General features: G+C 73.1%; 17 protein-coding genes and 1 tRNA gene. 8 read left to right on the top strand and 10 right to left on the bottom strand.

What is annotated here, in order from left to right; translation table 11 throughout:
* Positions 1–121: 121 nt before the first annotated feature.
* A complete protein-coding gene (locus tag AB0M03_RS25210) occupies positions 122–2146 on the top strand; it encodes a M3 family metallopeptidase (protein WP_363494550.1) in 2025 nt (674 codons plus the stop codon).
* Positions 2147–2176: 30 nt separating this feature from the next.
* On the opposite strand, the gene AB0M03_RS25205 is transcribed toward AB0M03_RS25210, so the two are convergent.
* Together AB0M03_RS25205 and AB0M03_RS25200 are read right to left on the bottom strand one after the other, a co-directional pair.
* On the bottom strand, positions 2177–3622 hold the full coding sequence (locus AB0M03_RS25205; RefSeq protein WP_363494548.1) for a cellulase family glycosylhydrolase: 1446 nt from the start codon (positions 3620–3622) through the stop codon (positions 2177–2179).
* A 75-nt stretch (positions 3623–3697) separates the two neighbouring features.
* Complete coding sequence (locus tag AB0M03_RS25200) at positions 3698–4351, bottom strand: TetR family transcriptional regulator (RefSeq protein WP_363494546.1); 654 nt, start codon at positions 4349–4351, stop codon at positions 3698–3700.
* Positions 4352–4494: 143 nt separating this feature from the next.
* On the opposite strand from AB0M03_RS25200, the gene AB0M03_RS25195 reads away from it, so the two are divergent.
* Positions 4495–5730: an acyl-CoA dehydrogenase family protein gene (locus AB0M03_RS25195; RefSeq protein ID WP_363494544.1), complete on the top strand. Its 1236-nt coding sequence runs from the start codon at positions 4495–4497 to the stop codon at positions 5728–5730.
* Positions 5731–5786: 56 nt separating this feature from the next.
* On the opposite strand, the gene AB0M03_RS25190 is transcribed toward AB0M03_RS25195, so the two are convergent.
* The 3 genes from AB0M03_RS25190 to AB0M03_RS25180 all read right to left on the bottom strand — a co-directional run bounded on the left by AB0M03_RS25190 (position 5787) and on the right by AB0M03_RS25180 (position 7726).
* On the bottom strand, positions 5787–6569 hold the full coding sequence (locus AB0M03_RS25190; RefSeq protein WP_363494542.1) for an enoyl-CoA hydratase/isomerase family protein: 783 nt from the start codon (positions 6567–6569) through the stop codon (positions 5787–5789).
* Positions 6570–6600: 31 nt separating this feature from the next.
* Entirely contained in the window at positions 6601–7020 is a 420-nt protein-coding gene (locus tag AB0M03_RS25185; RefSeq protein WP_363494540.1) for a RidA family protein, read from the bottom strand.
* Between the two features lie 97 nt (positions 7021–7117).
* The gene (locus AB0M03_RS25180; RefSeq protein WP_363494584.1) at positions 7118–7726 is read right to left on the bottom strand and encodes a GNAT family protein; all 609 of its coding nucleotides are present in this window, start codon (positions 7724–7726) and stop codon (positions 7118–7120) included.
* Between the two features lie 114 nt (positions 7727–7840).
* Here AB0M03_RS25180 and AB0M03_RS25175 point away from each other — a divergent pair, with 114 nt between their 5' ends.
* The gene (locus AB0M03_RS25175; RefSeq protein ID WP_363494538.1) at positions 7841–8446 is read left to right on the top strand and encodes a TetR/AcrR family transcriptional regulator; all 606 of its coding nucleotides are present in this window, start codon (positions 7841–7843) and stop codon (positions 8444–8446) included.
* Between the two features lie 93 nt (positions 8447–8539).
* On the opposite strand, the gene AB0M03_RS25170 is transcribed toward AB0M03_RS25175, so the two are convergent.
* A tRNA-Arg gene (locus AB0M03_RS25170) sits at positions 8540–8615 on the bottom strand.
* A 641-nt stretch (positions 8616–9256) separates the two neighbouring features.
* Between AB0M03_RS25170 and ssb the strand changes: the two genes are divergently transcribed.
* The 5 genes from ssb to AB0M03_RS25145 all read left to right on the top strand — a co-directional run bounded on the left by ssb (position 9257) and on the right by AB0M03_RS25145 (position 14762).
* Positions 9257–9859 carry a single-stranded DNA-binding protein gene (ssb, locus tag AB0M03_RS25165; RefSeq protein WP_363494536.1) on the top strand — a complete coding sequence of 201 codons (603 nt, stop codon included), beginning with the start codon at positions 9257–9259 and terminating at the stop codon, positions 9857–9859.
* A gap of 320 nt (positions 9860–10179) precedes the next feature.
* Positions 10180–11574, top strand: a complete 1395-nt coding sequence (locus tag AB0M03_RS25160) for a Cys-Gln thioester bond-forming surface protein (RefSeq protein WP_363494534.1) — start codon at positions 10180–10182, stop codon at positions 11572–11574.
* Positions 11575–11788: 214 nt separating this feature from the next.
* The gene (ettA, locus tag AB0M03_RS25155) at positions 11789–13453 is read left to right on the top strand and encodes an energy-dependent translational throttle protein EttA (protein ID WP_363494532.1); all 1665 of its coding nucleotides are present in this window, start codon (positions 11789–11791) and stop codon (positions 13451–13453) included.
* Positions 13454–13584: 131 nt separating this feature from the next.
* Positions 13585–14031, top strand: a complete 447-nt coding sequence (locus AB0M03_RS25150) for a thioesterase family protein (protein ID WP_363494530.1) — start codon at positions 13585–13587, stop codon at positions 14029–14031.
* A gap of 20 nt (positions 14032–14051) precedes the next feature.
* Positions 14052–14762: a hypothetical protein gene (locus AB0M03_RS25145; RefSeq protein ID WP_363494528.1), complete on the top strand. Its 711-nt coding sequence runs from the start codon at positions 14052–14054 to the stop codon at positions 14760–14762.
* 206 nt (positions 14763–14968) lie between these two features.
* On the opposite strand, the gene AB0M03_RS25140 is transcribed toward AB0M03_RS25145, so the two are convergent.
* The 4 genes from AB0M03_RS25140 to AB0M03_RS25125 form a co-directional block, all read right to left on the bottom strand.
* Positions 14969–15373, bottom strand: coding sequence for a globin (locus tag AB0M03_RS25140; RefSeq protein ID WP_363494526.1), 405 nt, complete (start codon positions 15371–15373; stop codon positions 14969–14971).
* Between the two features lie 90 nt (positions 15374–15463).
* A complete protein-coding gene (locus AB0M03_RS25135) occupies positions 15464–16600 on the bottom strand; it encodes an ABC transporter permease (RefSeq protein ID WP_363494524.1) in 1137 nt (378 codons plus the stop codon).
* Positions 16597–17514, bottom strand: a complete 918-nt coding sequence (locus AB0M03_RS25130) for an ABC transporter ATP-binding protein (protein ID WP_363494522.1) — start codon at positions 17512–17514, stop codon at positions 16597–16599. Before AB0M03_RS25130 ends, AB0M03_RS25135 begins: the two co-directional genes overlap by 4 nt.
* A gap of 112 nt (positions 17515–17626) precedes the next feature.
* Positions 17627–18916, bottom strand: coding sequence for an FHA domain-containing protein (locus AB0M03_RS25125; RefSeq protein WP_363494520.1), 1290 nt, complete (start codon positions 18914–18916; stop codon positions 17627–17629).
* Positions 18917–18949: the final 33 nt, after the last annotated feature.

The raw sequence follows: 18949 nt of genomic DNA, 5'->3' as shown, positions 1-18949 counted from the left end.
ACCGGTGCCCGCGACCGGTCGGCCCGGCTCTGTGGGCCCGCGCGGCGGGGTTCCGCCAGCGGGCGGAAGCCGCCTCCTGAGCCCGTAGGCAGTGGTGGTGACAGCGCGTAGGGTCGGCGGAATGAGCGACAACCCCTTCTACGGGACCAGCACCCTGGTCCACGAGCTGCCGCCCTTCGCCGAGATCCGCGAGGAGCACTACCTGCCGGCGTTCGAGCGGGGCATGGCGCTGCAGCTCGCCGAGATCGCCGCGATCGTGGCCGACCCGGAGCCGCCGACCTTCGACAACACGGTGGTGGCGCTGGAGCGTTCGGGTGCGCTGCTGCGCCGCGTCCGGCTGGCCTTCGAGAACCAGGGGGACTCCGACACCAGCCCCGGCCTGCAGGAGCTGGACGAGGTGATCAGCCCGCGGCTGGCCGGCCACCGGGACGCGATCCACCTGGACGCCGGGCTGTTCGCCCGGGTCGACGCCCTGTACCGCAGCCGCAAGAGCCTCGCCCTGGACGGCGAGTCGCTGCGGCTGCTGGAGCGCCACCACACCGCCTTCGTCCGCGCCGGCGCCGAACTGCCGGCCGCCGACCAGCAGCGGCTGCGCGAGATCAACGCCGAACTCGCCGCCGCGGCGACCGCCTTCCGCCGCAACCTGATGGAGGACACCCGGGCCCGCGCGATCGTCGTGGACGACGCCGGGCAGCTCGCCGGGCTGTCGCCGGACGCCGTCGCCGCCGCGGCCGAGAACGGCCGCGCCCTCGGCCGCCCCGGCTCGTACGTGCTCAGCCTGAAGAACTTCTCCAACCAGACCGAGCTCGCCCAGCTCGCCGACCGGTCGCTGCGCGAGCGCCTGCTCGCGGCCTCGCTCGGACGGGCCGCCGGGGCCAACGGGCCGCTGGCGATCACCATGGCCGCGCTGCGGGCCGAGCGCGCCGCCCTGCTCGGCCACCCCAGCCACGCCGCGTACGTGGTGGCGGACGAGACCGCGGGCAGCGTCGCCGCGGTGGACGCGATGCTCGGCCGCCTCGTCGGCCCCGCGGTCGCCAACGCCGAGCGCGAGGCCGCCGAACTGCTCGCCGCCGCCCGCGCGGACGGCCTCACCGAGCTCGCCGCCCACGACTGGGCGTACTACGCGGAGCGGGTGCGGCAGACCTCGTACCAGGTGGACGCGGCGGAGCTGCGCCCCTACCTGGAGCTCGAGCGGGTGCTGCACGACGGCGTGTTCTTCGCGGCGAACCTCGCCTACGGGGTGAGCTTCACCGAGCGGCCGGAGCTGGTGGCGTACCACCCGGACGCCCGGGTCTTCGAGGCGTTCGACGAGGACGGCACCTCGCTGGGCCTGTTCCTCGGCGACTTCTTCGCCCGCGACTCCAAGCGCGGCGGCGCCTGGATGAACGAACTGGTGCAGCAGTCGCACCTGCTGGGCAAGCGGCCGGTGGTGGTCAACAACCTCAACATCGCCAAGCCGGCGCCGGGCGAGCCCGCGCTGCTCACCTGGGACGAGGTGCGCACCCTCTTCCACGAGTTCGGGCACGCCCTGCACGGGCTGTTCTCCGACGTCCGGTACCCGCTCTTCTCGGGCACCGAAGTGCCGCGCGACTTCGTGGAGTTCCCCTCCCAGGTCAACGAGATGTGGATGACCCGGCCCGAGGTGCTGGCCAACTACGCCCGCCACCACGCCACCGGGGAGCCGCTGCCGGACGCCCTGGTGGAGCGGATGGCGGCCGCGGAGTCCTTCGGTGTCGGCTTCCGCACGGTCGAGTACCTGGGCGCGGCCGTGATCGACTGGGCCTGGCACACCCTGCCGGCGGGCCACGAGGTCGCGGACGCCGAGGAGTTCGAGGCGCAGGCGCTGGCCCGGGCCGGCCTGACGGTCGCGGCGGTGCCGCCGCGCTACCGGACGCCGTACTTCAGCCACGTCTTCGCGGGCGACTACAGCGCCGGGTACTACGCCTACATCTGGTCCGAGGTGCTGGACGCGGACACCGTCGAGTGGTTCGACGGCAACGGCCGCAGCGTCCGGGAGAGCGGCGAGGTGTTCCGGCGCGAGCTGCTCGCCCGCGGCGGCAGCCGCCCGGCGCTGGACTGCTTCCGCGCCGTGGTCGGCCGCGACCCGGAGATCGGTCCGCTGCTGGCCCGCCGCGGCCTGGTCTGACCGGCCGCGACGGGGAGCACCGCTCTCCGATCAGGGGGAGAGCACCACGGTGACGCGGGTGCCGGGGCGGACGGCGGGGTACACCAGCCGGACCGTCCCGGCCCGCTCGCCCTGCGGGCGGCGGACCTCCACCGCGGCTCCGGGTGCCTGCACCCGGAAGCCCTGCGGGAAGGCCGATGCGGGCACGGTGAGCAGGCTCGTCCCGCCGGGCCGCCCGGTGGTGAAGGTGAGCGTCCAGCGCCCGCCGCCGTGGGACTCGGCGACCGGCAGCCCGGCCAGCGCGGCGGCGTACGGGCCGAAGGCGGGCCCGTGCCCGGGGGCGGGCCGGCCGTCCGGGCCGAGCACGCAGTACCCGCCCTCGCCCCGGCACCAGTACCACATCGTCCAGCCCGCGGCGAAGCCCGCCATCGCGGCCGTCTGGCGTTCCACCAGCCGGGCGTTGCCGGGGGTGCGGGCGCTCGGCGGGCCCCACTCGCCGACCAGCACCGGCAGCCGGCCGGCCCGCGGGTAGGCGGTGATCGCGGCGGTGTAGCGCTCCACGAAGCCGCCGGACTCGTCCCAGTCCCGGCCGGCCTCCACGGCGGTGTCGTAGAAGTGCGGCGCGTAGCCGATCCGGTCCCGGCCGCGGCGCGGGTCGGCGAACTGCGGCAGCCGGGTCGGTACGCCCTGGCCGACCAGCACGGTCGGTTCGACGAACAGCCAGGAGCGGTCGTCGACCCGGCGGACGGCGGCGATCAGCCGGCGGTACATGTCGGCGAGCCGTCCCTGCTCCAGCTCGGCAGCGGCGGCGGCCAGCACGGCCGGGTCCAACGGGTCGCCGTCGATCGGCCCGAACGGCTCGTTGAACAGGTCGTAGCCCAACAGGGCGGGGTGGCCGCGCAGTTCGCGGGCGACGGTGGTGTACAGCGCGGTCTGGGCGGCGCGCAGGTCCGGGTCGTCGTACAGGTGGCGGAAGGCGGCCTGCACGGCGGGCTGGAAGTAGCCGGCGAACCAGTCGTCGGGGTCGGGCTCGAAGGGCAGGCCGTCGTCGCGGGTGGCCCAGCGGGGGACGCCGCGGTCGCCGCCGCCGAACGCCGGCCCGTACACGTCCTGGTGGAAGTCGACGACGGCGAGCAGGCCGTGCCGGGCGGCGGCGTCCAGCAGGCCGCGGACGCGGGCGAGTTCGGCGCGGTCGTAGCGGCCGGCGGCCGGTTCGAGCCGCGTCCAGGAGACGGCGATCCGCACCAGGGTGAAGCCCTGCGCGGCGACGGCGGCCAGGTCGGCGCCGGTGGCCTCGGCGTACTTGTCGAGGTTGAAGCCGCGCAGTTGCAGGGTGCGGCCGGCGCGGTCGGTGAACAGGGTGCGGCCGTCGGGGGTGGTGACAGTGCCGGCCGGGACACGGTCGACCGCGCCCCGGGCCGGCGCCGCGGGCGGCGCGGCGCCGAGCAGCGCGGCTGCGGCCAGGAGGAGTACTGCGGCGGTACGGAGGACGCGCACGGGACACCTCGCACGGGAGTCGGTGAGCGAGATGATGCGGCGTCAGAAGGGTCCGCGGCAAGAGGTGAGCAGTGCTCAGGTTTCCTCGGGGGCATCAGGCTCGGCCGCGGGCGGCGCCACCACCGGCGGCAGCGCGGCGGCCGCCGCCAGCCGGCCCCACAGCAGATCGGCCAGCGCCTGCACCATTCGCGGCCGCGGGCAGGGCTTCTGCTCCAGCCACCAGTCGCCGGCCGCCAGCACCATGCCGGTGATGGCCCGGCCCCAGGCCTCGGAGAGCAGCGGGGTGTCGGCGCCCAGGTCGACCTGGGTCTGCACGGCCCGGGTGATCTCCTCGGCGATCTGCCGCAGTGCCGGGGCCAGCGCGTTGCCGGCACCGGTCGGGTCGCCCGGTTCGGGGTGGGTGAGCAGCCGGTAGACCTGCGGCCGCGACTCGATGGCGGCCAGATAGGTGTCGATGACGTGCTCGACCTGGTCGCGGCGCTCCAGCGGCTCGCTGAGCGCCGCGCGGACGGCGGCCAGCAGGCCCGCGGTGTGGCGCTCCGTCAGGGCGCCGATCAGGCCGTTCCGGTCGCCGAAGTGCCGGTAGAGGATCGGCTTGGTGATGCCCGCTTCGGCCGCGATCGCGTTCATGCTGGCGCCGGGGCCCTCGCGCTGGACGACCCGGTCGGCGGCGTTGAGCAGTTGCTCCCGGCGGGGCTCGCCGGCCGGCGCTGCGGCGGGGGTCGACACGGTGCTGCGTCCTCCTCGGTCGGGCGTTGACATCGCTACCAATGAGTAGCAGACTCCCCTCGATGTTACCCGAGGTAACACCCTGCTGCGGCGCCGCCGCCACCCTTCCTTCCCTTGCGCACGCTCCTGCGGAGGCATTCCCGATGAGCACCTTCTCCCTGGATCCCGGCCCGGACCAGATCGCCGTCCGCGACTGGCTGCACGGCTTCGCCGCCGACGTGATCCGGCCCGCCGCCGCCGAGTGGGACGAGCGCGAGGAGACCCCCTGGCCGATCATCCAGGAGGCCGCGAAGGTCGGCATCTACTCGCTCGACTTCTACGCCCAGCAGTACTTCGACCCCTCCGGCGTCGGCATCCCGATCGCCATGGAGGAGCTCTTCTGGGGCGACGCCGGCATCGGCCTGTCCATCGTCGGCACCACGCTGGCCGCCGTCGCCGTGCTCGCCAACGGCACCGAGGAGCAGATCGGCACCTGGGCACCGCAGATGTTCGGCACCCCCGACGACGTCAAGGTCGCCGCCTTCTGCTCCTCCGAGCCCGACGCCGGCTCCGACGTCTCCGCGCTGCGCACCCGCGCCGTCTACGACGAGGCCAAGGACGAGTGGGTGCTGAACGGCACCAAGACCTGGGCCACCAACGGCGGCATCGCCGACGTCCACGTGGTCGTCGCCACCGTCGACCCGGCCCTCGGCGCCCGCGGCCAGGCCTCCTTCGTGGTGCCGCCGAACACCCCCGGCCTCTCCCAGGGGCAGAAGTTCAAGAAGCACGGCATCCGGGCCTCGCACACCGCCGAGGTCGTGATCGACGGCGTCCGGGTGCCCGGCCACTGCCTGCTCGGCGGCAAGGAGAAGCTGGACGAGCGGCTCGCCCGCGCCCGCGAGCGCGCCGCCGGCGGCGCCTCGGGTTCGGCCAAGGGCAAGAACGCCGCGATGGCCACCTTCGAGGCCTCCCGCCCCGCGGTCGGCGCCCAGGCCATCGGCATCGCCCGCGCCGCGTACGAGGTCGCGCTCGACTACGCGAAGACCCGGGTGCAGTTCGGCCGCCCGATCATCGACAACCAGGGCGTGGCCTTCCAGCTCGCCGACATGAAGACCCGGATCGACGCGGCCCGGCTGCTGGTCTGGCGGGCTTCCTGGATGGCCGCCACCAACAAGCCGTTCACCAGCGCCGAGGGCTCCATGTCCAAGCTGTACGCCGGCGAGACCGCGAAGTGGGTGACCTCGCAGGCCATGCAGATCCTGGGCGGCAACGGCTTCACCCGGGAGTACCCGGTGGAGCGGATGCACCGCGACAGCGCCATCTACACGATCTTCGAGGGCACCAGCGAGATCCAGCGGCTGGTCATCTCCCGGGCCATCTCCGGGATGCCGATCCGCTGACGCACGGCACGGCACGGCACGGCATTGCACAGCACCGGCGGCGCCGGGCCCCGGGCTCAGAACCGGGGCTCGCGCCGTTCCAGGAAGGCGGCCAGGCCCTCCCGGACGTCCGGCGCCTCACGGGACTTGCGCTCCCACGGCGCCACCGCCGCGGCCGCCTCCTGCGGCGGCACCGACAGCGCGTCCTTCACGGCGCCGATCGTCTGCGGCGAGCGCTTCGCCAGCAGGCCGGCGAACTCCCTGGCCCGCCCGTCCAGTTCGGTGGCCGGCAGCACCTCGTCCACCAGGCCGAACCGCTCCGCCCGCTCCGCGGTCACCAACTCGCCCGAGAACAGCAGGTACTTGGCCCGCGCCGGGCCCACCAGACCGGCCAGTCGCACGGTCGGCACCGACGGGTAGACCACGCCCAGCTTCGCCGGGGTGATGCCGAACCGCGCGTCGTGCGCGGCGAACCTCAGGTCGCAGGCGACCGCCAACTGGCAGCCCCCGCCCACGCAAGCGCCGTGCACCACGGCGATCGTCGGGTGCGGGAAGGCGGCCAGCGCCTCCTCCGCGGCCACGTTCTCCGCGTGGTAGGCATCGGCCCGCGCCGGATCGGCGTACACCTCGGACAGTTCGGCGATGTCCGCACCGGCGCAGAACGTCCGCGCTGCACCCGTCACCAGCAGCGCCCGGACACCCGGCTGCGCGGCGATCCGGTCCAGTACGCCCGGCAGGCCGCGCCACATCGCCAGCGTCATGGCGTTGCGCCGCTCCGGCCGGTCCAGGACGAGCGTGGCCACCGGACCGTCGAGCTCCGCGCGCAGCCCGGCCACGCCGGTCTCGAACACTTCGGCCATCACTGCCTCCGGGATGGGTGAGGGGTGCACCTCACCCTTCCACAGCGGCGTCCTCCCGGACCACGGCGGTGACTGTGATCTCCACCAACTGCCCGGTGTAGCCGAGGCAGGCCACCCCCAGCAGCGTCGAGGTGTGCGGCCCCTCCGCCAGGCCGGAGGCGTTGACGACGTCCCACACCTCGGAGAGCGGGCCGGGCTCGCCGGAGACCACGTACACCGTGCTGGCCACCACGTCCGCCAGGGTGCTGCCGACGTGCCGCAGCGCCTCCTCCAGATTGGCCAGGACCCGGCGGGTCTGCGCGACCCGGTCGCCCGGGCCCACCAGGGTGCCGTCCTTGTCCAGCGGCACGCCGCCGGCGAGGAACACCAGCCGGGTGCCCGGCTCCACCACCGCGGTGTGCGCGTAGCCGGGCGGCGGGAACAGGCTCGGGACGGTGCTGCGCTGGACCATGCGGAGGTCCTCCTCGGGAGGCTGCATCGGGGCGGCGTGGGGCGGCCCGCGGGCGTCCGGGGCCGACGTCCGATCATCCGTCGTGCGGCGGTGGGTGTCACCCGGATTTCGTACCGGCGGCCCCGCCCGTGCCCCCGTCCCCGCTGTCGGTGCTCCCGCCGGTCCGGGCCCGCCACTCGTGCGCGAGGACGGACCACACCTCGTAGTCCAGCCGGACGCCGTTGTACAGCTGGTGCTCGCGCATGGTGCCGTCCAGGTGCATGCCCATCCGCTGCGCCACCGCGCGGCTGCGGGCGTTGCCGGTGCTGTTCCACCACTCGACCCGGTGCAGGCCGCGCTCGAGGACCGCATAGTCGATCAGGTGCCGGACGGCGATGCTGACGAGGCCCCGTCCTTCACCGTTCTTTTCGGTCCACACACCGATTTCACACATCCCGGCCGCGGTGTCGAAGTGCACGAACATCACGCCGCCGACCAGTGTCCCGTCGAGCCAGATTCCGAAGATCCGCCCGCTGTCGGCGGCCTGCCGGTCGGCAAATCCCTGCAGCGTCGCACGGGCCGATTCGAGATCGGTGGATCGGGTGGCCCACGGTATCCACGGGTCGGTGTTGGCGCGGGCGCGCTCGATGTGCTCGAAGAATTCGGCGGCCTGCCAGGGCTCCAGCGGGCGGAGCTCGGCGTCCTCGGCGAGCGGTACGGCGTACACGGCGGGCGTCCCTCCGGTCGGTGCGGCGGCCGTCGGGCCGCCGCGGCGGTGCGTGCCGGGGTGCGGCACGCGGCCTGGGTACATAACAAACGTTTGGCAGGTACCCTAGCGCGCATGACCCCCGCCCGTGGAGACCACGACGCCCGCCGCCGAGACGTCTCCGAGGCGGTGTGGCGGGTCCTCGCGGCCCGCGGCTTCGGCGGCCTGACGCTGCGCGCCGTCGCCGCCGAGATGGGGGCCACCACCGGCCTGCTCACCCACTACTTCCCGAACAAGCGCGCCCTGGTGGCGCACGCGCTGGAGGTGCTGGACCGGCGGGCGGCCGAACGGCCCCGCCCGGCCGCCGAGCGCGCCGCCCCCGCCGGGGGGCTGGCCATGGTGCGGGCGCTGCTGCTGGACGTGCTGCCGCTGGACGCCGCGGGCGCCGCCGACAACCGGATCTGGGTTGGCTCCTGGGACGCCGCGCTCGCCGACGGGGAGCTCGCGGCCGATCACGCCGGGCGCTACCGGCGGTCGCGGGAGCGGCTCACGGAGTTCGTGGCGCAGGCGCAGCGGGCCGGCGAACTGCCCGCCGGGCGCGGGCCGGAGGAGGTCGCGGCGGCGCTGCAGGCGTTCGTCCTGGGGCTGGTGGTGCAGGCGCTGTTCGCGCCGGACGAGTTCCCGGCGGAGCGCCAGATCGCCCTGCTGGACGGTGCTCTCGCGGGGATCGCCGCGGACTGACGCCGGCGGGCGCGGGGCGGCGGCATCTGCGCCCGTGCGGTTCGTCGCCGGGGCCGGCGGCGGACCGGTCGGCCGACGGCGGCCGTGCCGTGGTGGCGCCCCCAGCAGGATTCGAACCTGCGACCTACCGCTTAGAAGGCGGGTGCTCTATCCGCTGAGCTATGGGGGCATGGCTGGGTCGGCCCGGAGGGCGCCGGCCTGGGTGGTGGCGGACCTGCGGGCGTTCGGACGGTGCCCGGGCCCGGGCTCCAGGGGTACGGCTGGTGGGCGGCACCCTGCCCCGTCCGGCACGGGATGCCCGGGACAGGATAAGGGTGTCCGCATCCTCCGTCGGACCTTCCGGCACCGCGTCGGGTGTGTCGGCCTTGGCGGAGCGGTCCGATAATCGCAGGTGGCGGCCGGACGTGCAGCGGTCTGACGGGATCTGGACCCGGACGTTGTGCAGTCGTTACGGGGCTGCCTCCCCACCTGTTATGGATTCGGCGTGTGAATCGGCCCGAAGTCCGCGCGGTGGGGGTCGGATTTGGGTTACTTCGGTTGGATGACCTGGACGGAAGCGGACTCCGGCCACCCGTTCGGGGCCCGACGGTGGGTGCGGACCGGCCGCAGCATTGTCATGACCTCGCGGTACGGCAGGTTCCCGGAGGCTCGAATTCCCATTGTGATTCACACTCCCGAGTGAGCGGAGTTCTCCACACCCCCCGGTTTTCCACAGGATTTGCATGTCCTCTTCCGGGCATTCCGGCGGTTCGGAACCATCGCGGTGCGAGCGATTCGGCTCGGCCATTTCCGCCCGGAGGGAGATTTTCCGTGAATGAGACCCTGGTGACGATCGTCGGCAATGTCGCCTCGACGGTCACCTATGCGCAGACGCCGGCCGGTGTCCCGGTCGCCAACTTCCGGATGGCCACGACCGAGCGGCGCTTCGACCGCGGCAGCGGCGACTGGGTCGACGGCGAGACGACCTGGGTGACGGTCGTCGCCTGGCGCTGGCTGGCGACGAACGTGGTGAGTTCGGTGAACAAGGGCGACCCGGTCGTGGTCAGCGGCCGGCTGCGGGTCAGGGAGTGGGGCGAGGAGGGTGCGCGCCGTACGGCGGTGGAGATCGACGCCCGCTCGGTGGGCCACGACCTGACCCGCGGCACCTCGGCGTTCCGATGGGCCGTCCGCGGACGGTCCGATCAGGAGAAGGGCGGTTCGGATGCGCCCGGTCCCGTCGGCCTCGGGCGGGCGGGCGATCCGGCCCCGGTCGGCGAGGCCGTACCGGACTGGATCGTCGCCGCGGTCGAGGCGCGGCGCGCTGCCGAGCGCGTGACTGCGGCCGGTGCGGGCGGAGTTGGCGCCGCGTCGGTGGGTGGCGACGGAGCGCCGGCCGCGGCCGCGGCCGGCCGACGGTCCGGGCCGGCCGGGTGACCCGACCGCCGCACGGCCGCCGGGCGCGGGCGCAGCACCGTTCCGGCGGTGGTGCGATGACGATCCGTGAGATCTGGTGAAACGTCAACCAAAACGATCCGTCTGCTCCTTGATAACGAAACGGCAACGGAACTGTCCTGGTTCCGTACAACTGCGGGAAGCGTCTCAACCCTCAATATGATGCGTCGGGTCCACACATGTGCAGCGGTGTCACAGGGGACACCGCTTTGCAGGGCGGGCTGCCATCGGCAGAGCCCGGCCCGGAGGGATCACTCATGTTCCACAGCCAGAAGCGGGCTGTCTCCCGCATAGGTACTGTCATGCTCGCGTCCGGCATTGCCGTGGCGAGCGGCCTGATCGCCGCCGGTGCGGCCTCCGCCGACAGCGGCGCGGGCATCATCGCGACGATTCAGCCGACCATGGTCAGCGGGTCCGTCGACACCGGCGGTGGCCACGTGATCCAGGGCGGTCTGTTCACGCTGAAGACGGATGACGGCAAGCTCATCCAGACGTACTGCATCGACATCGACCACGGTGTCAAGATCAAGGACGCGGTCAAGTACCAGGAGTCCAACTGGGCGTCCAGCTCGCTCGGCGCCCCGGGCAAGGCCGAGGCCGCCGGCAAGATCCGCTGGATCCTCGAGCACTCCTACCCGAAGCTCTCCCTCGACGCGGTGAAGGCCGCGGTCGGCATCAAGGGCGAGTTCACCAAGGAGGACGCGGCCGCCGGCACCCAGGCCGCGATCTGGCGCTACTCGGACAACAAGACCGCCGCCACGCCGCTCGACGCCGAGGCCAAGCAGCTCACCGAGTACCTCGCGGGCAGCAAGAACACCGGCCTCCCCGCCGAGCCGGCGCCCTCGCTGGACCTCGACCCGTCCGCCGTGAGCGGCAAGTCGGGCAGCAAGCTCGGCCCGTTCACCCTCAACAGCAGCGCCGAGTCGGTCAAGCTCGCGCTCACCGGCGACTCCTCCGGCGGCAAGGTCAAGCTGGTCGACAAGGACGGCAAGGCCGTCTCCGACCTGAAGGGCCCGATCGCCAAGGACACCAAGCTGTTCCTGGACGTCCCCGCGGGCACCGCGGCCGGCTCGGCCACCGTGAAGGCCTCGGCCACCACCACCGTGCCCACCGGCCGTGTCTTCCTGAGCGTCGGCTACACCCCCGAGAAGCACAGCCAGACGATGATCCTGGCCGGCTCCGAGGAGCTCAGCGTCAACAAGACCGCCAAGGCCACCTGGACGCAGGCCAAGGGCCCGCTGCTGGAGGCCACGGCCAAGGTCGACTGCACCAAGAACGGTGTCCAGGTCACCGTCACCAACAGCGGTGACGAGCAGGCCACCGTGACCGTCACCCCGGGCAAGAGCATCACCGTCGGGGCCGGCAAGACCGAGACCGTGCTCGTCCCGGTCGCCGAGGACGCCACCTACGACATCAAGGTGACCGGCCCGAACCTCAAGGAAGAGTTCAAGGGCATCCTCGACTGCAAGACCACCAGCACCACCGGTGGCACGACCGGCGGTACCACGGGCGGCACCACCACCGGCGGGACGACCGGTGGCAGCACCGGCTCGACCACCGGCGGCAGCCTGGCCAGCACCGGTGGCGGCAGCCACACCGGCATGATCGCGGGCATCGCGGGCCTGCTCGTCGCCGCCGGCGGCGCCGCCGTCTTCGCCCTGCGCCGCCGCGGCCGCCACGGCCGCAGCGCCGCCTGAGCGACCGCACCGCGGGTGTGAGCCGTTCCCACGGCTGAGGCACCCGGGCCCGGCCCCGTCCTCCCACCCCGGAGGGCGGGGCCGGCGCGTTCCCCGGGGCGCTCGTCGGCCCGGCCGACCGGTGTGACCGGCGGGAGTTCGGGAGGGCCTGCCCGGTGCGGCACAATGGAAGGCTGCAAGCCGAATACACCCGACGACGCCGGAGCGATCTCACGTGGCGGAATACATCTACACCATGCGCAAGGTGCGCAAGGCACACGGCGACAAGGTCATCCTTGACGACGTGACGCTGTCCTTCCTCCCCGGGGCGAAGATCGGCGTCGTCGGCCCCAACGGTGCCGGTAAGTCCACGGTGCTGAAGATGATGGCCGGTCTGGAGCAGCCCTCCAACGGCGACGCCTTCCTCTCGCCGGGCTTCACCGTCGGCATGCTCCTCCAGGAGCCCCCGCTCGACGAGTCCAAGACCGTCCTGGAGAACGTCGAGGACGGCGTCAAGGAGATCAAGGGCAAGCTCGACCGGTTCAACGAGATCGCCGAGCTGATGGCGACCGACTACTCGGACGAGCTGCTCGAGGAGATGGGCCGCCTCCAGGAGGACCTGGACCACGCCAACGCCTGGGACCTCGACGCCCAGCTGGAGCAGGCCATGGACGCCCTGGGCTGCCCGCCCGGCGACTGGCCGGTCACCAAGCTCTCCGGTGGTGAGAAGCGTCGCGTCGCCCTCTGCAAGCTGCTGCTGGAGGCGCCCGACCTGCTGCTCCTCGACGAGCCCACCAACCACCTCGACGCCGAGTCGGTGAACTGGCTGGAGCAGCACCTCGCCAAGTACCCCGGCACCGTCGTCGCGGTCACCCACGACCGCTACTTCCTCGACAACGTCGCCCAGTGGATTCTGGAGCTCGACCGCGGCCGGGCGTTCCCCTACGAGGGCAACTACTCCACCTACCTGGAGACCAAGCAGACCCGTCTCAAGGTCGAGGGCCAGAAGGACGCCAAGCGCGCCAAGCGGCTCAAGGAAGAGCTGGAGTGGGTCCGCTCCAACGCCAAGGGCCGCCAGGCCAAGTCCAAGGCGCGCCTCGCCCGCTACGAGGAGATGGCGGCCGAGGCCGACAAGATGCGGAAGCTGGACTTCGAGGAGATCCAGATCCCGCCGGGCCCGCGCCTGGGCAGCGTCGTCGTCGAGGTGGACAACCTGTCCAAGGGCTTCGGCGAGAAGCTGCTGATCGACGACCTGAGCTTCACCCTGCCGCGCAACGGCATCGTCGGCGTGATCGGCCCGAACGGCGCCGGCAAGACCACGCTCTTCAAGATGCTCCAGGGCCTGGAGACCCCGGACGACGGCAAGGTCAAGGTCGGCGAGACCGTCAAGATCAGCTACGTCGACCAGAACCGCGCCAACATCGACCCGAAGAAGACCCTGTGGGAGGTCGTCTCCGACGGCCTCGACTGGATCAACGTCGGCCAGGTCGAGATGCCGTCCCGCGCCTACGTCTCCGCGTTCGGCTTCAAGGGCCCGGACCAGCAGAAGCCGGCCGGCGTGCTCTCCGGCGGTGAGCGCAACCGCCTCAACCTGGCGCTCACCCTCAAGCAGGGCGGCAACCTGCTGCTCCTCGACGAGCCCACCAACGACCTGGACGTCGAGACGCTCTCCTCCCTGGAGAACGCCCTGCTCGACTTCCCGGGCTGCGCCGTGGTCATCTCCCATGACCGCTGGTTCCTGGACCGCGTCGCCACCCACATCCTCGCCTACGAGGGCGACAGCAAGTGGTTCTGGTTCGAGGGCAACTTCGAGTCCTACGAGAAGAACAAGATCGAGCGGCTCGGCCCGGACGCCGCCCGCCCGCACCGCGCCACCTACAAGAAGCTGACCCGCGGCTGACCGTCCCCGCGACGACAGCCGCCGGCAACGCCGGCGCAACAACGGCCGGGCAGGCTGCCCCCTGGGGGTGCCCTGCCCGGCCACCCGCCCGTGTTCCGTCCACGGGCGACCGAAGTCTGAGGAGATCCTTCGTGGCACGCCACATCTACGCCTGCCCCCTGCGGTGGTCCGACATGGACGCCTTCGGCCATGTCAACAACGTGGTCTTCCTGCGCTACCTGGAGGAGGCCCGGATCGACTTCATGTTCACCCAGGCCGCCGAGGCCGGTGCCGGGGAGTTCGCGGGCGGCTCGGTGGTGGCGCGCCACGAGATCGAGTACAAGCGGCCGCTGGTCCACCGCCCGGCCCCGGTGACGATCGAGACCTGGGTCACCAAGATCGGCGGCGCCTCGCTCACCGTCTCCTACGAGATCAAGGACACCGCGGAGGACGGCAAGGTGACGGTCTACGTCAAGGCCTCCACCGTGGTCGTCCCCTACGACCTGGTCGAGGGCCGGCCGCGCCGGATCAGCCCCGTCGAGCGAGAGTTCCTCTCCCGCTTCATGGACGAGGCCCCGGCCGCCGCGGCCGTCGCCTGAGCCGGACGGTACGCACGATCGTGAGCAGCATCCCCGTCACCGGCCGACCCGCCGGCCTCGTCCTCGCCGAACACGGCGGGGCGGCCGACCTCGCCGCCTTCCTGGCCCGCCTGCTGCGCTTCGACCGCGCCGCCGCGGTCCGCCTCCAGGCGGTGCCCGGCCCGGAGGACAGCGGGGTGCTCGCGGTCTTCGGACGGCTCCCGCTCGGCACCTCCGGGGCGATCGCCGTCCGCACCGCCCGGCTGACCGGCGCGCCCGCCGGGACGGACGCCACCGTCTCCGCCGGGCAGCTGCTGGACGCCGTGGACACGGAGAACGGCACCGTCACCGTCCCCGCCCCGGTCACCGGCCCCGCCTGGGCCGGCCTGCTGCCGCCCCGCACCGGCTGGGAGCTGATCGCCGAGCCGTCGGCCTTCGAAGTCCTCCCCGAGGTCACGGCCGCCGTCGGCGAGTTCCGCCGGCGCAGCGAGGCCGTGCCCGAGCACCACCGTTCGCGGCAGGTCCTCGACGCGCTCGCCGACGAGATCTGGTCCCGCCCGCTGGGTGCCGTCCCCGGTCTTCCGCTGCGGGCCGCGCACGCCGCCCATGTGATCGGCTTCCTGCGGCCCGCCGTCCCGCTCACCGTGCACCGCGCGGGCGGCTGGCTGCGGCTGAGCGCCCCGGCCGGCTCGATCGCCGTCCGCAGCACCGCCGCCCCCGGCGCCGGACTGGGGCTCAGCCCGCTGCGGTAGGCCGTGTCCGGCCGGAAGCCCCCTGCCGGGTCCGGCGCGGCTGTCGGTGACGGTCGATAGGGTCCCCCACACCGCCGTCGAGGGGCACCTCGGCCCCTCGGGCCCGTCCGAGAGTTGATCCCGGGCCGGGCCGAGGTGGGCCGGCGGATACGGCACGGGCGCGGACGGAGCCCTGGATCCCTGCCGGGGCGGGTCCCGGTGCGGCCTCAGCCGGCCGTGTTGATCATGGAGGCGGCGGCGTACGTCAGGTAGTCCCAGAGCTGACGCTCGGCGTCCTCCGGCAGCTCCAGCTCGTCGAGGGCGGTGCGCATGTGCCGCAGCCACGCGTCGTGCGCGGCGCGGTCCACCTTGAACGGCGAGTGGCGCATCCGCAGCCGCGGGTGGCCGCGCTCCTCGCTGTAGGTCCGGGGCCCGCCCCAGTACTGCATGAGGAAGAGCGCGAAGCGCTCCTCGGCGGGGCCGAGGTCCTCCTCCGGGTACATCGGCCGCAGCAGCTCGTCCTCGGCGACGCCCTGGTAGAAGCGGTGCACCAGTCGGCGGAAGGTGGCCTCGCCGCCGATCGCGTCGAAAAAGGTCTCCTCGGGAAGCGTGCTCTGCGGGATCTCGTTCACCCGACCATGGTCGCAGACGGCCACAGGGGCCGTACACCGGTCTTCCGGCCTACGCCCCCTGCGGTTCCGTCCTCGCGACCGTGCCGCCGGCTACACGTCGTCCCAGTTGAAGAAGCGCCAGGCGATCAGGCAGAGCACGGCCGAGAAGGCCAGCAGTCCGCCCATCGCGGGCAGTGCGTCCATCACGCCGCCGCCGCGGCTGAGCACCGACTGCGAGGCGGTGACCAGGTAGCGCAGCGGGAAGACCTTGGAGACGGTCTGCAGCCAGCCCGGGCTGCCGTCGAGCGGGATGAACGCGCCGCCGAGGAAGGACATCGGCAGGATGATCAGCTGGTTGATGCCGTTCGCCGCCTCCTCGGTCTTCGCGAGTCCGCCGGTGAGCAGGCCGATCGACATGAAGGCGATGGTGGCGCAGAGCACCAGCGGCACGATCAGCCACCAGTTGCCGGTGAGCTTCAGCCCGAAGAACGGCGTGGTGGCGATCAGCAGGAAGATCGCCGTCTGGGCGAGGGCGATCACGCAGTTCACCGCGACCCGGGCGCCGATCACCGCGGGGATGGAGACCGGGGCGAGCCGCAGCCTGCGCAGCACCCGCTTGGTGCGCCAGTTGATCAGGGTGAAGGAGGCGCCGTAGACCGCGCCGGAGGCGATGGCCCAGCCGAGCAGGCCCGGGGTGAGGTACTGGATCGGCTTCAGCGACTCGTCCTCGACCTGGCTCGCGGCGAGTGTGAACGCCGGCGGCTTGCCGGTCGCGGCCTGGTTGGCGGCCTTGACCAGGTTGTCGACGATCGCCCGGACGCTGCCGGCCTTGACGGTGTCGGAGGCGCTGAAGCGCAGCACCACCTGGCCGCCCCGGCCCTGCTCGACGAGCGCGTCCAGCTCGCCCTTGCGGACCTTCTCCAGGGCGGCGGCCTCGTCCTCGAACTTCGTGACGGTGAGGATCTTCTCCAGCTCGGTGCGGTCCTCGCCCTGCACGGAGTCCAGCAGCTGCACCGAGCCGACCTGGGCGATCTCCACGTGCGGGGCGCCCGCGCTCTTGAAGAGCGTGCCGAACATCAGCAGGAAGATCAGCGGCATCAGCAGGGTGAAGAACAGCGCGCCGCGGTCGCGCACGAAGCCCAGCAGCATGACCCTGGCGAGACCGGCGAAGGCGCTGGCGCGCTCCGGCGCCTCGGGGGCCGGGGCGGCGGGCTCGCGGTCGGTCGCGGTGGGGGCGGTGGCGGTCATGCCCGGTACTCCCGTCCGGTCAGGCGGAGGAAGACGTCCTCCAGGGTGGCTCCGCGGACCTCCAGGCCGCGCAGGGCGTTCTGCTCGGCGAGCACCGAGAGCACCGGGGCGGGGATGCGGGTGGAGACGGACAGCGAGACGCCGTCGTCCTCCAGCCCGACGAGCTCGGCGCCGGCCGCGGTGAACAGCTCCCGGGCGGTGTCGACGGCGAGCAGACCGGACTCGACGCTGATCCGGACGGTGTCGTCGATCTCGCGCACCAGCGCGGCCGGGGCGCCGGTCTTCAGCACCTTGCCGTGGTCCATCACGGAGACCCGGTCGCAGAGCACCTCGGCCTCGTCCAGGTAGTGCGTGGTGAGGACGACGGTGCGGCCCTCGGCGTTGATGTCGCGCAGCAGGTCCCACAGGTTGCGGCGGGCCTGCGGGTCGAGGCCGGTGGTGGGCTCGTCCAGGAAGACGAGCTCCGGGTCGTGGACGAGCGCGCAGGCGATGGAGAGCCGCTGCGCCTGGCCGCCGGACATCTTCTCGGTCTGCACCGCGGCGGACTCCGACAGGCCGACCTTCTCGAGCATCGCGTCGGCGCGCTTCGGCCCGACGCCGTAGAAGGAGGCGAAGGTGCGGATCGTCTCGCGGGCGGTCAGCCGGTTGAAGAAGGACGACGCCTGGAACTGCACGCCGATGCGCGGCAGCAGGGCGGTGTTGCGCGGCCAGGGCTTCAGCCCGAGCAGTTCGACGCGGCCCTCGTCGGGCTCGCGGATGCCTTCCAGGATCTCCAACGTGGTGGTCTTGCCCGCCCCGTTGGGCCCGAGTATTCCGTAGAACTCGCCGGTCTCGACGGTGAGCGACACCCCGTCGACGGCCTGGACGTCCCCGTACCGCTTCCGGATCCCGTCGGCGGATATAGCTGCAGTCATGATCCATGACAATAGGGGCCCGCCGGTTGCGGCGCTGCCCCGTTTCCGGGCAAGAGCCGGTAAAAACCGCACGGGCGGGGCCGGTTGGCGACCGGTCCCGCCCGACGGTGCGTCAGGCGCGGTGCAGCGTGATCGTCGTCCAGGCGCCGATGTGGATGCGGTCCCCGTCGTTCAGCGGGATCGCGGTGTGCGGCGGCACCGGGTCGGCGCCGCCGTTCATGGTGGTGCCGTTGGTGGAGTCCTGGTCGACCAGCACCCAGCTGCCGTCGGGCTGCTCGGCGAGCAGGGCGTGCTGGTGCGAGGCGCCCGGGTCCTCCGGCGGGACCGACAGGTCGATCTCCGGCACGGTGCCGCGCTGCTGGCTGCGCCGGCCGATCCGCAGCTGGCCGCGGCCGGTCAGCGGGATGCGCCGCTCCGGGCAGTACGGCGGGAAGAACAGCCCCGCTGCGTCCGGGCCGCTGCGCTCCATCATGTCGGCGAAGTAGTCCCGGTCGGCGCTGACCACCGCGATCCACTGGGTGCGGGTCGGCGGCGGGGGCGGCGGCGCGGCGGGGCCGGCGCCGGGGTGGCCGGGCACGTGCCCGCCGGGCTGCCCGGGAGCGTGGCCGGGGGCCTGCCGGCCGGGCCCGGGCGGGGCCAGCCGGAAGGACGTGCCGAAGCCGTCGCCCGTGCTGTGGCCGGGCTCGGCGTAGACCGGGCCCGTCCGCTCGTAGCCGTCGGGCTCGGCGAACGGCGCCGGGGCCGGCCGGTCGAAGCCCTGCTTCTCCAGGTTCGGCGGCCGGTGGCCGGGCGGTGCGGCGGGCGGTGCCGGGGGTGCCGAGGCACCGGCCGGCGGCGGGTATCCGTAGCCGCCGCCGGGGACGCCCGGCGGGGGCGGAGGAGGTGCCGTGGGCGGGGCTGCCGGGGGAGGCGTGGGCGCCTGCGGCCGCTGCGGCGCGGACAGGTCGTAGTCGTAGCCGCACTCCTCGCAGTACCGGCCGGTCTGCGGGGTGCGGCAGATCGGGCAGGTGACGAGGCCGGCGGTGATGTCCGGCGAGCCCCCGTACGGGGCGCCGCCGCCGATGGACAGGCCGCCGAGGCCGCCGCGCCGCTCGTACGGGGGCTCCTCGTAGGGCGGCTGCCCGTACCCGGAGTCGCGGCCGGACCGCTCGTAGGACGGCCGCTCGTAGCCGCCTCCGCCGCCGTAGGACGGGCCGCCCGCGGGGGGCCCGGCGGGCGGTGCCGGCGGGGCCGTGGCGGGCGGGGGCGGCGGGTAGCCCGGACCGCCGGACCCGCCGAACGGCGAGTCGGAGGCCGGCGGTGCGCCCGGGACGGCCAGACCGGGCGGCGGAGTCATCGGGAAGCCGCAGAAGTCGCACCAGTCCTCGGCCTGCGACTCATGGCCCCTAGGGCAGATCGGCATCAAATCCCCCAACATTCCTGCAGGTCCGGCTCA

Source organism: Kitasatospora sp. NPDC051914, assembly GCF_040680995.1.
In the GTDB taxonomy this organism is placed as follows: domain Bacteria; phylum Actinomycetota; class Actinomycetes; order Streptomycetales; family Streptomycetaceae; genus Kitasatospora.
Note: the sequence above shows the minus strand (reverse complement) of the source record. Positions and strands in the feature narration are given on the sequence as shown.

What these genes read in the sequence shown, in the direction of transcription:
- AB0M03_RS25195 (WP_363494544.1), top strand. Translation starts at nt 4,495, where the DNA reads ATGAGCACCTTCTCCCTGGATCCCGGCCCGGACCAGATCGCCGTCCGC.
- AB0M03_RS25160 (WP_363494534.1), top strand. Translation starts at nt 10,180, where the DNA reads ATGCTCGCGTCCGGCATTGCCGTGGCGAGCGGCCTGATCGCCGCCGGT.
- AB0M03_RS25130 (WP_363494522.1), bottom strand. Translation starts at nt 17,514, where the DNA reads ATGACTGCAGCTATATCCGCCGACGGGATCCGGAAGCGGTACGGGGAC.
- AB0M03_RS25190 (WP_363494542.1), bottom strand. Translation starts at nt 6,569, where the DNA reads ATGGCCGAAGTGTTCGAGACCGGCGTGGCCGGGCTGCGCGCGGAGCTC.
- AB0M03_RS25175 (WP_363494538.1), top strand. Translation starts at nt 7,841, where the DNA reads ATGACCCCCGCCCGTGGAGACCACGACGCCCGCCGCCGAGACGTCTCC.
- AB0M03_RS25210 (WP_363494550.1), top strand. Translation starts at nt 122, where the DNA reads ATGAGCGACAACCCCTTCTACGGGACCAGCACCCTGGTCCACGAGCTG.
- AB0M03_RS25135 (WP_363494524.1), bottom strand. Translation starts at nt 16,600, where the DNA reads ATGACCGCCACCGCCCCCACCGCGACCGACCGCGAGCCCGCCGCCCCG.
- AB0M03_RS25125 (WP_363494520.1), bottom strand. Translation starts at nt 18,916, where the DNA reads ATGCCGATCTGCCCTAGGGGCCATGAGTCGCAGGCCGAGGACTGGTGC.
- AB0M03_RS25185 (WP_363494540.1), bottom strand. Translation starts at nt 7,020, where the DNA reads ATGGTCCAGCGCAGCACCGTCCCGAGCCTGTTCCCGCCGCCCGGCTAC.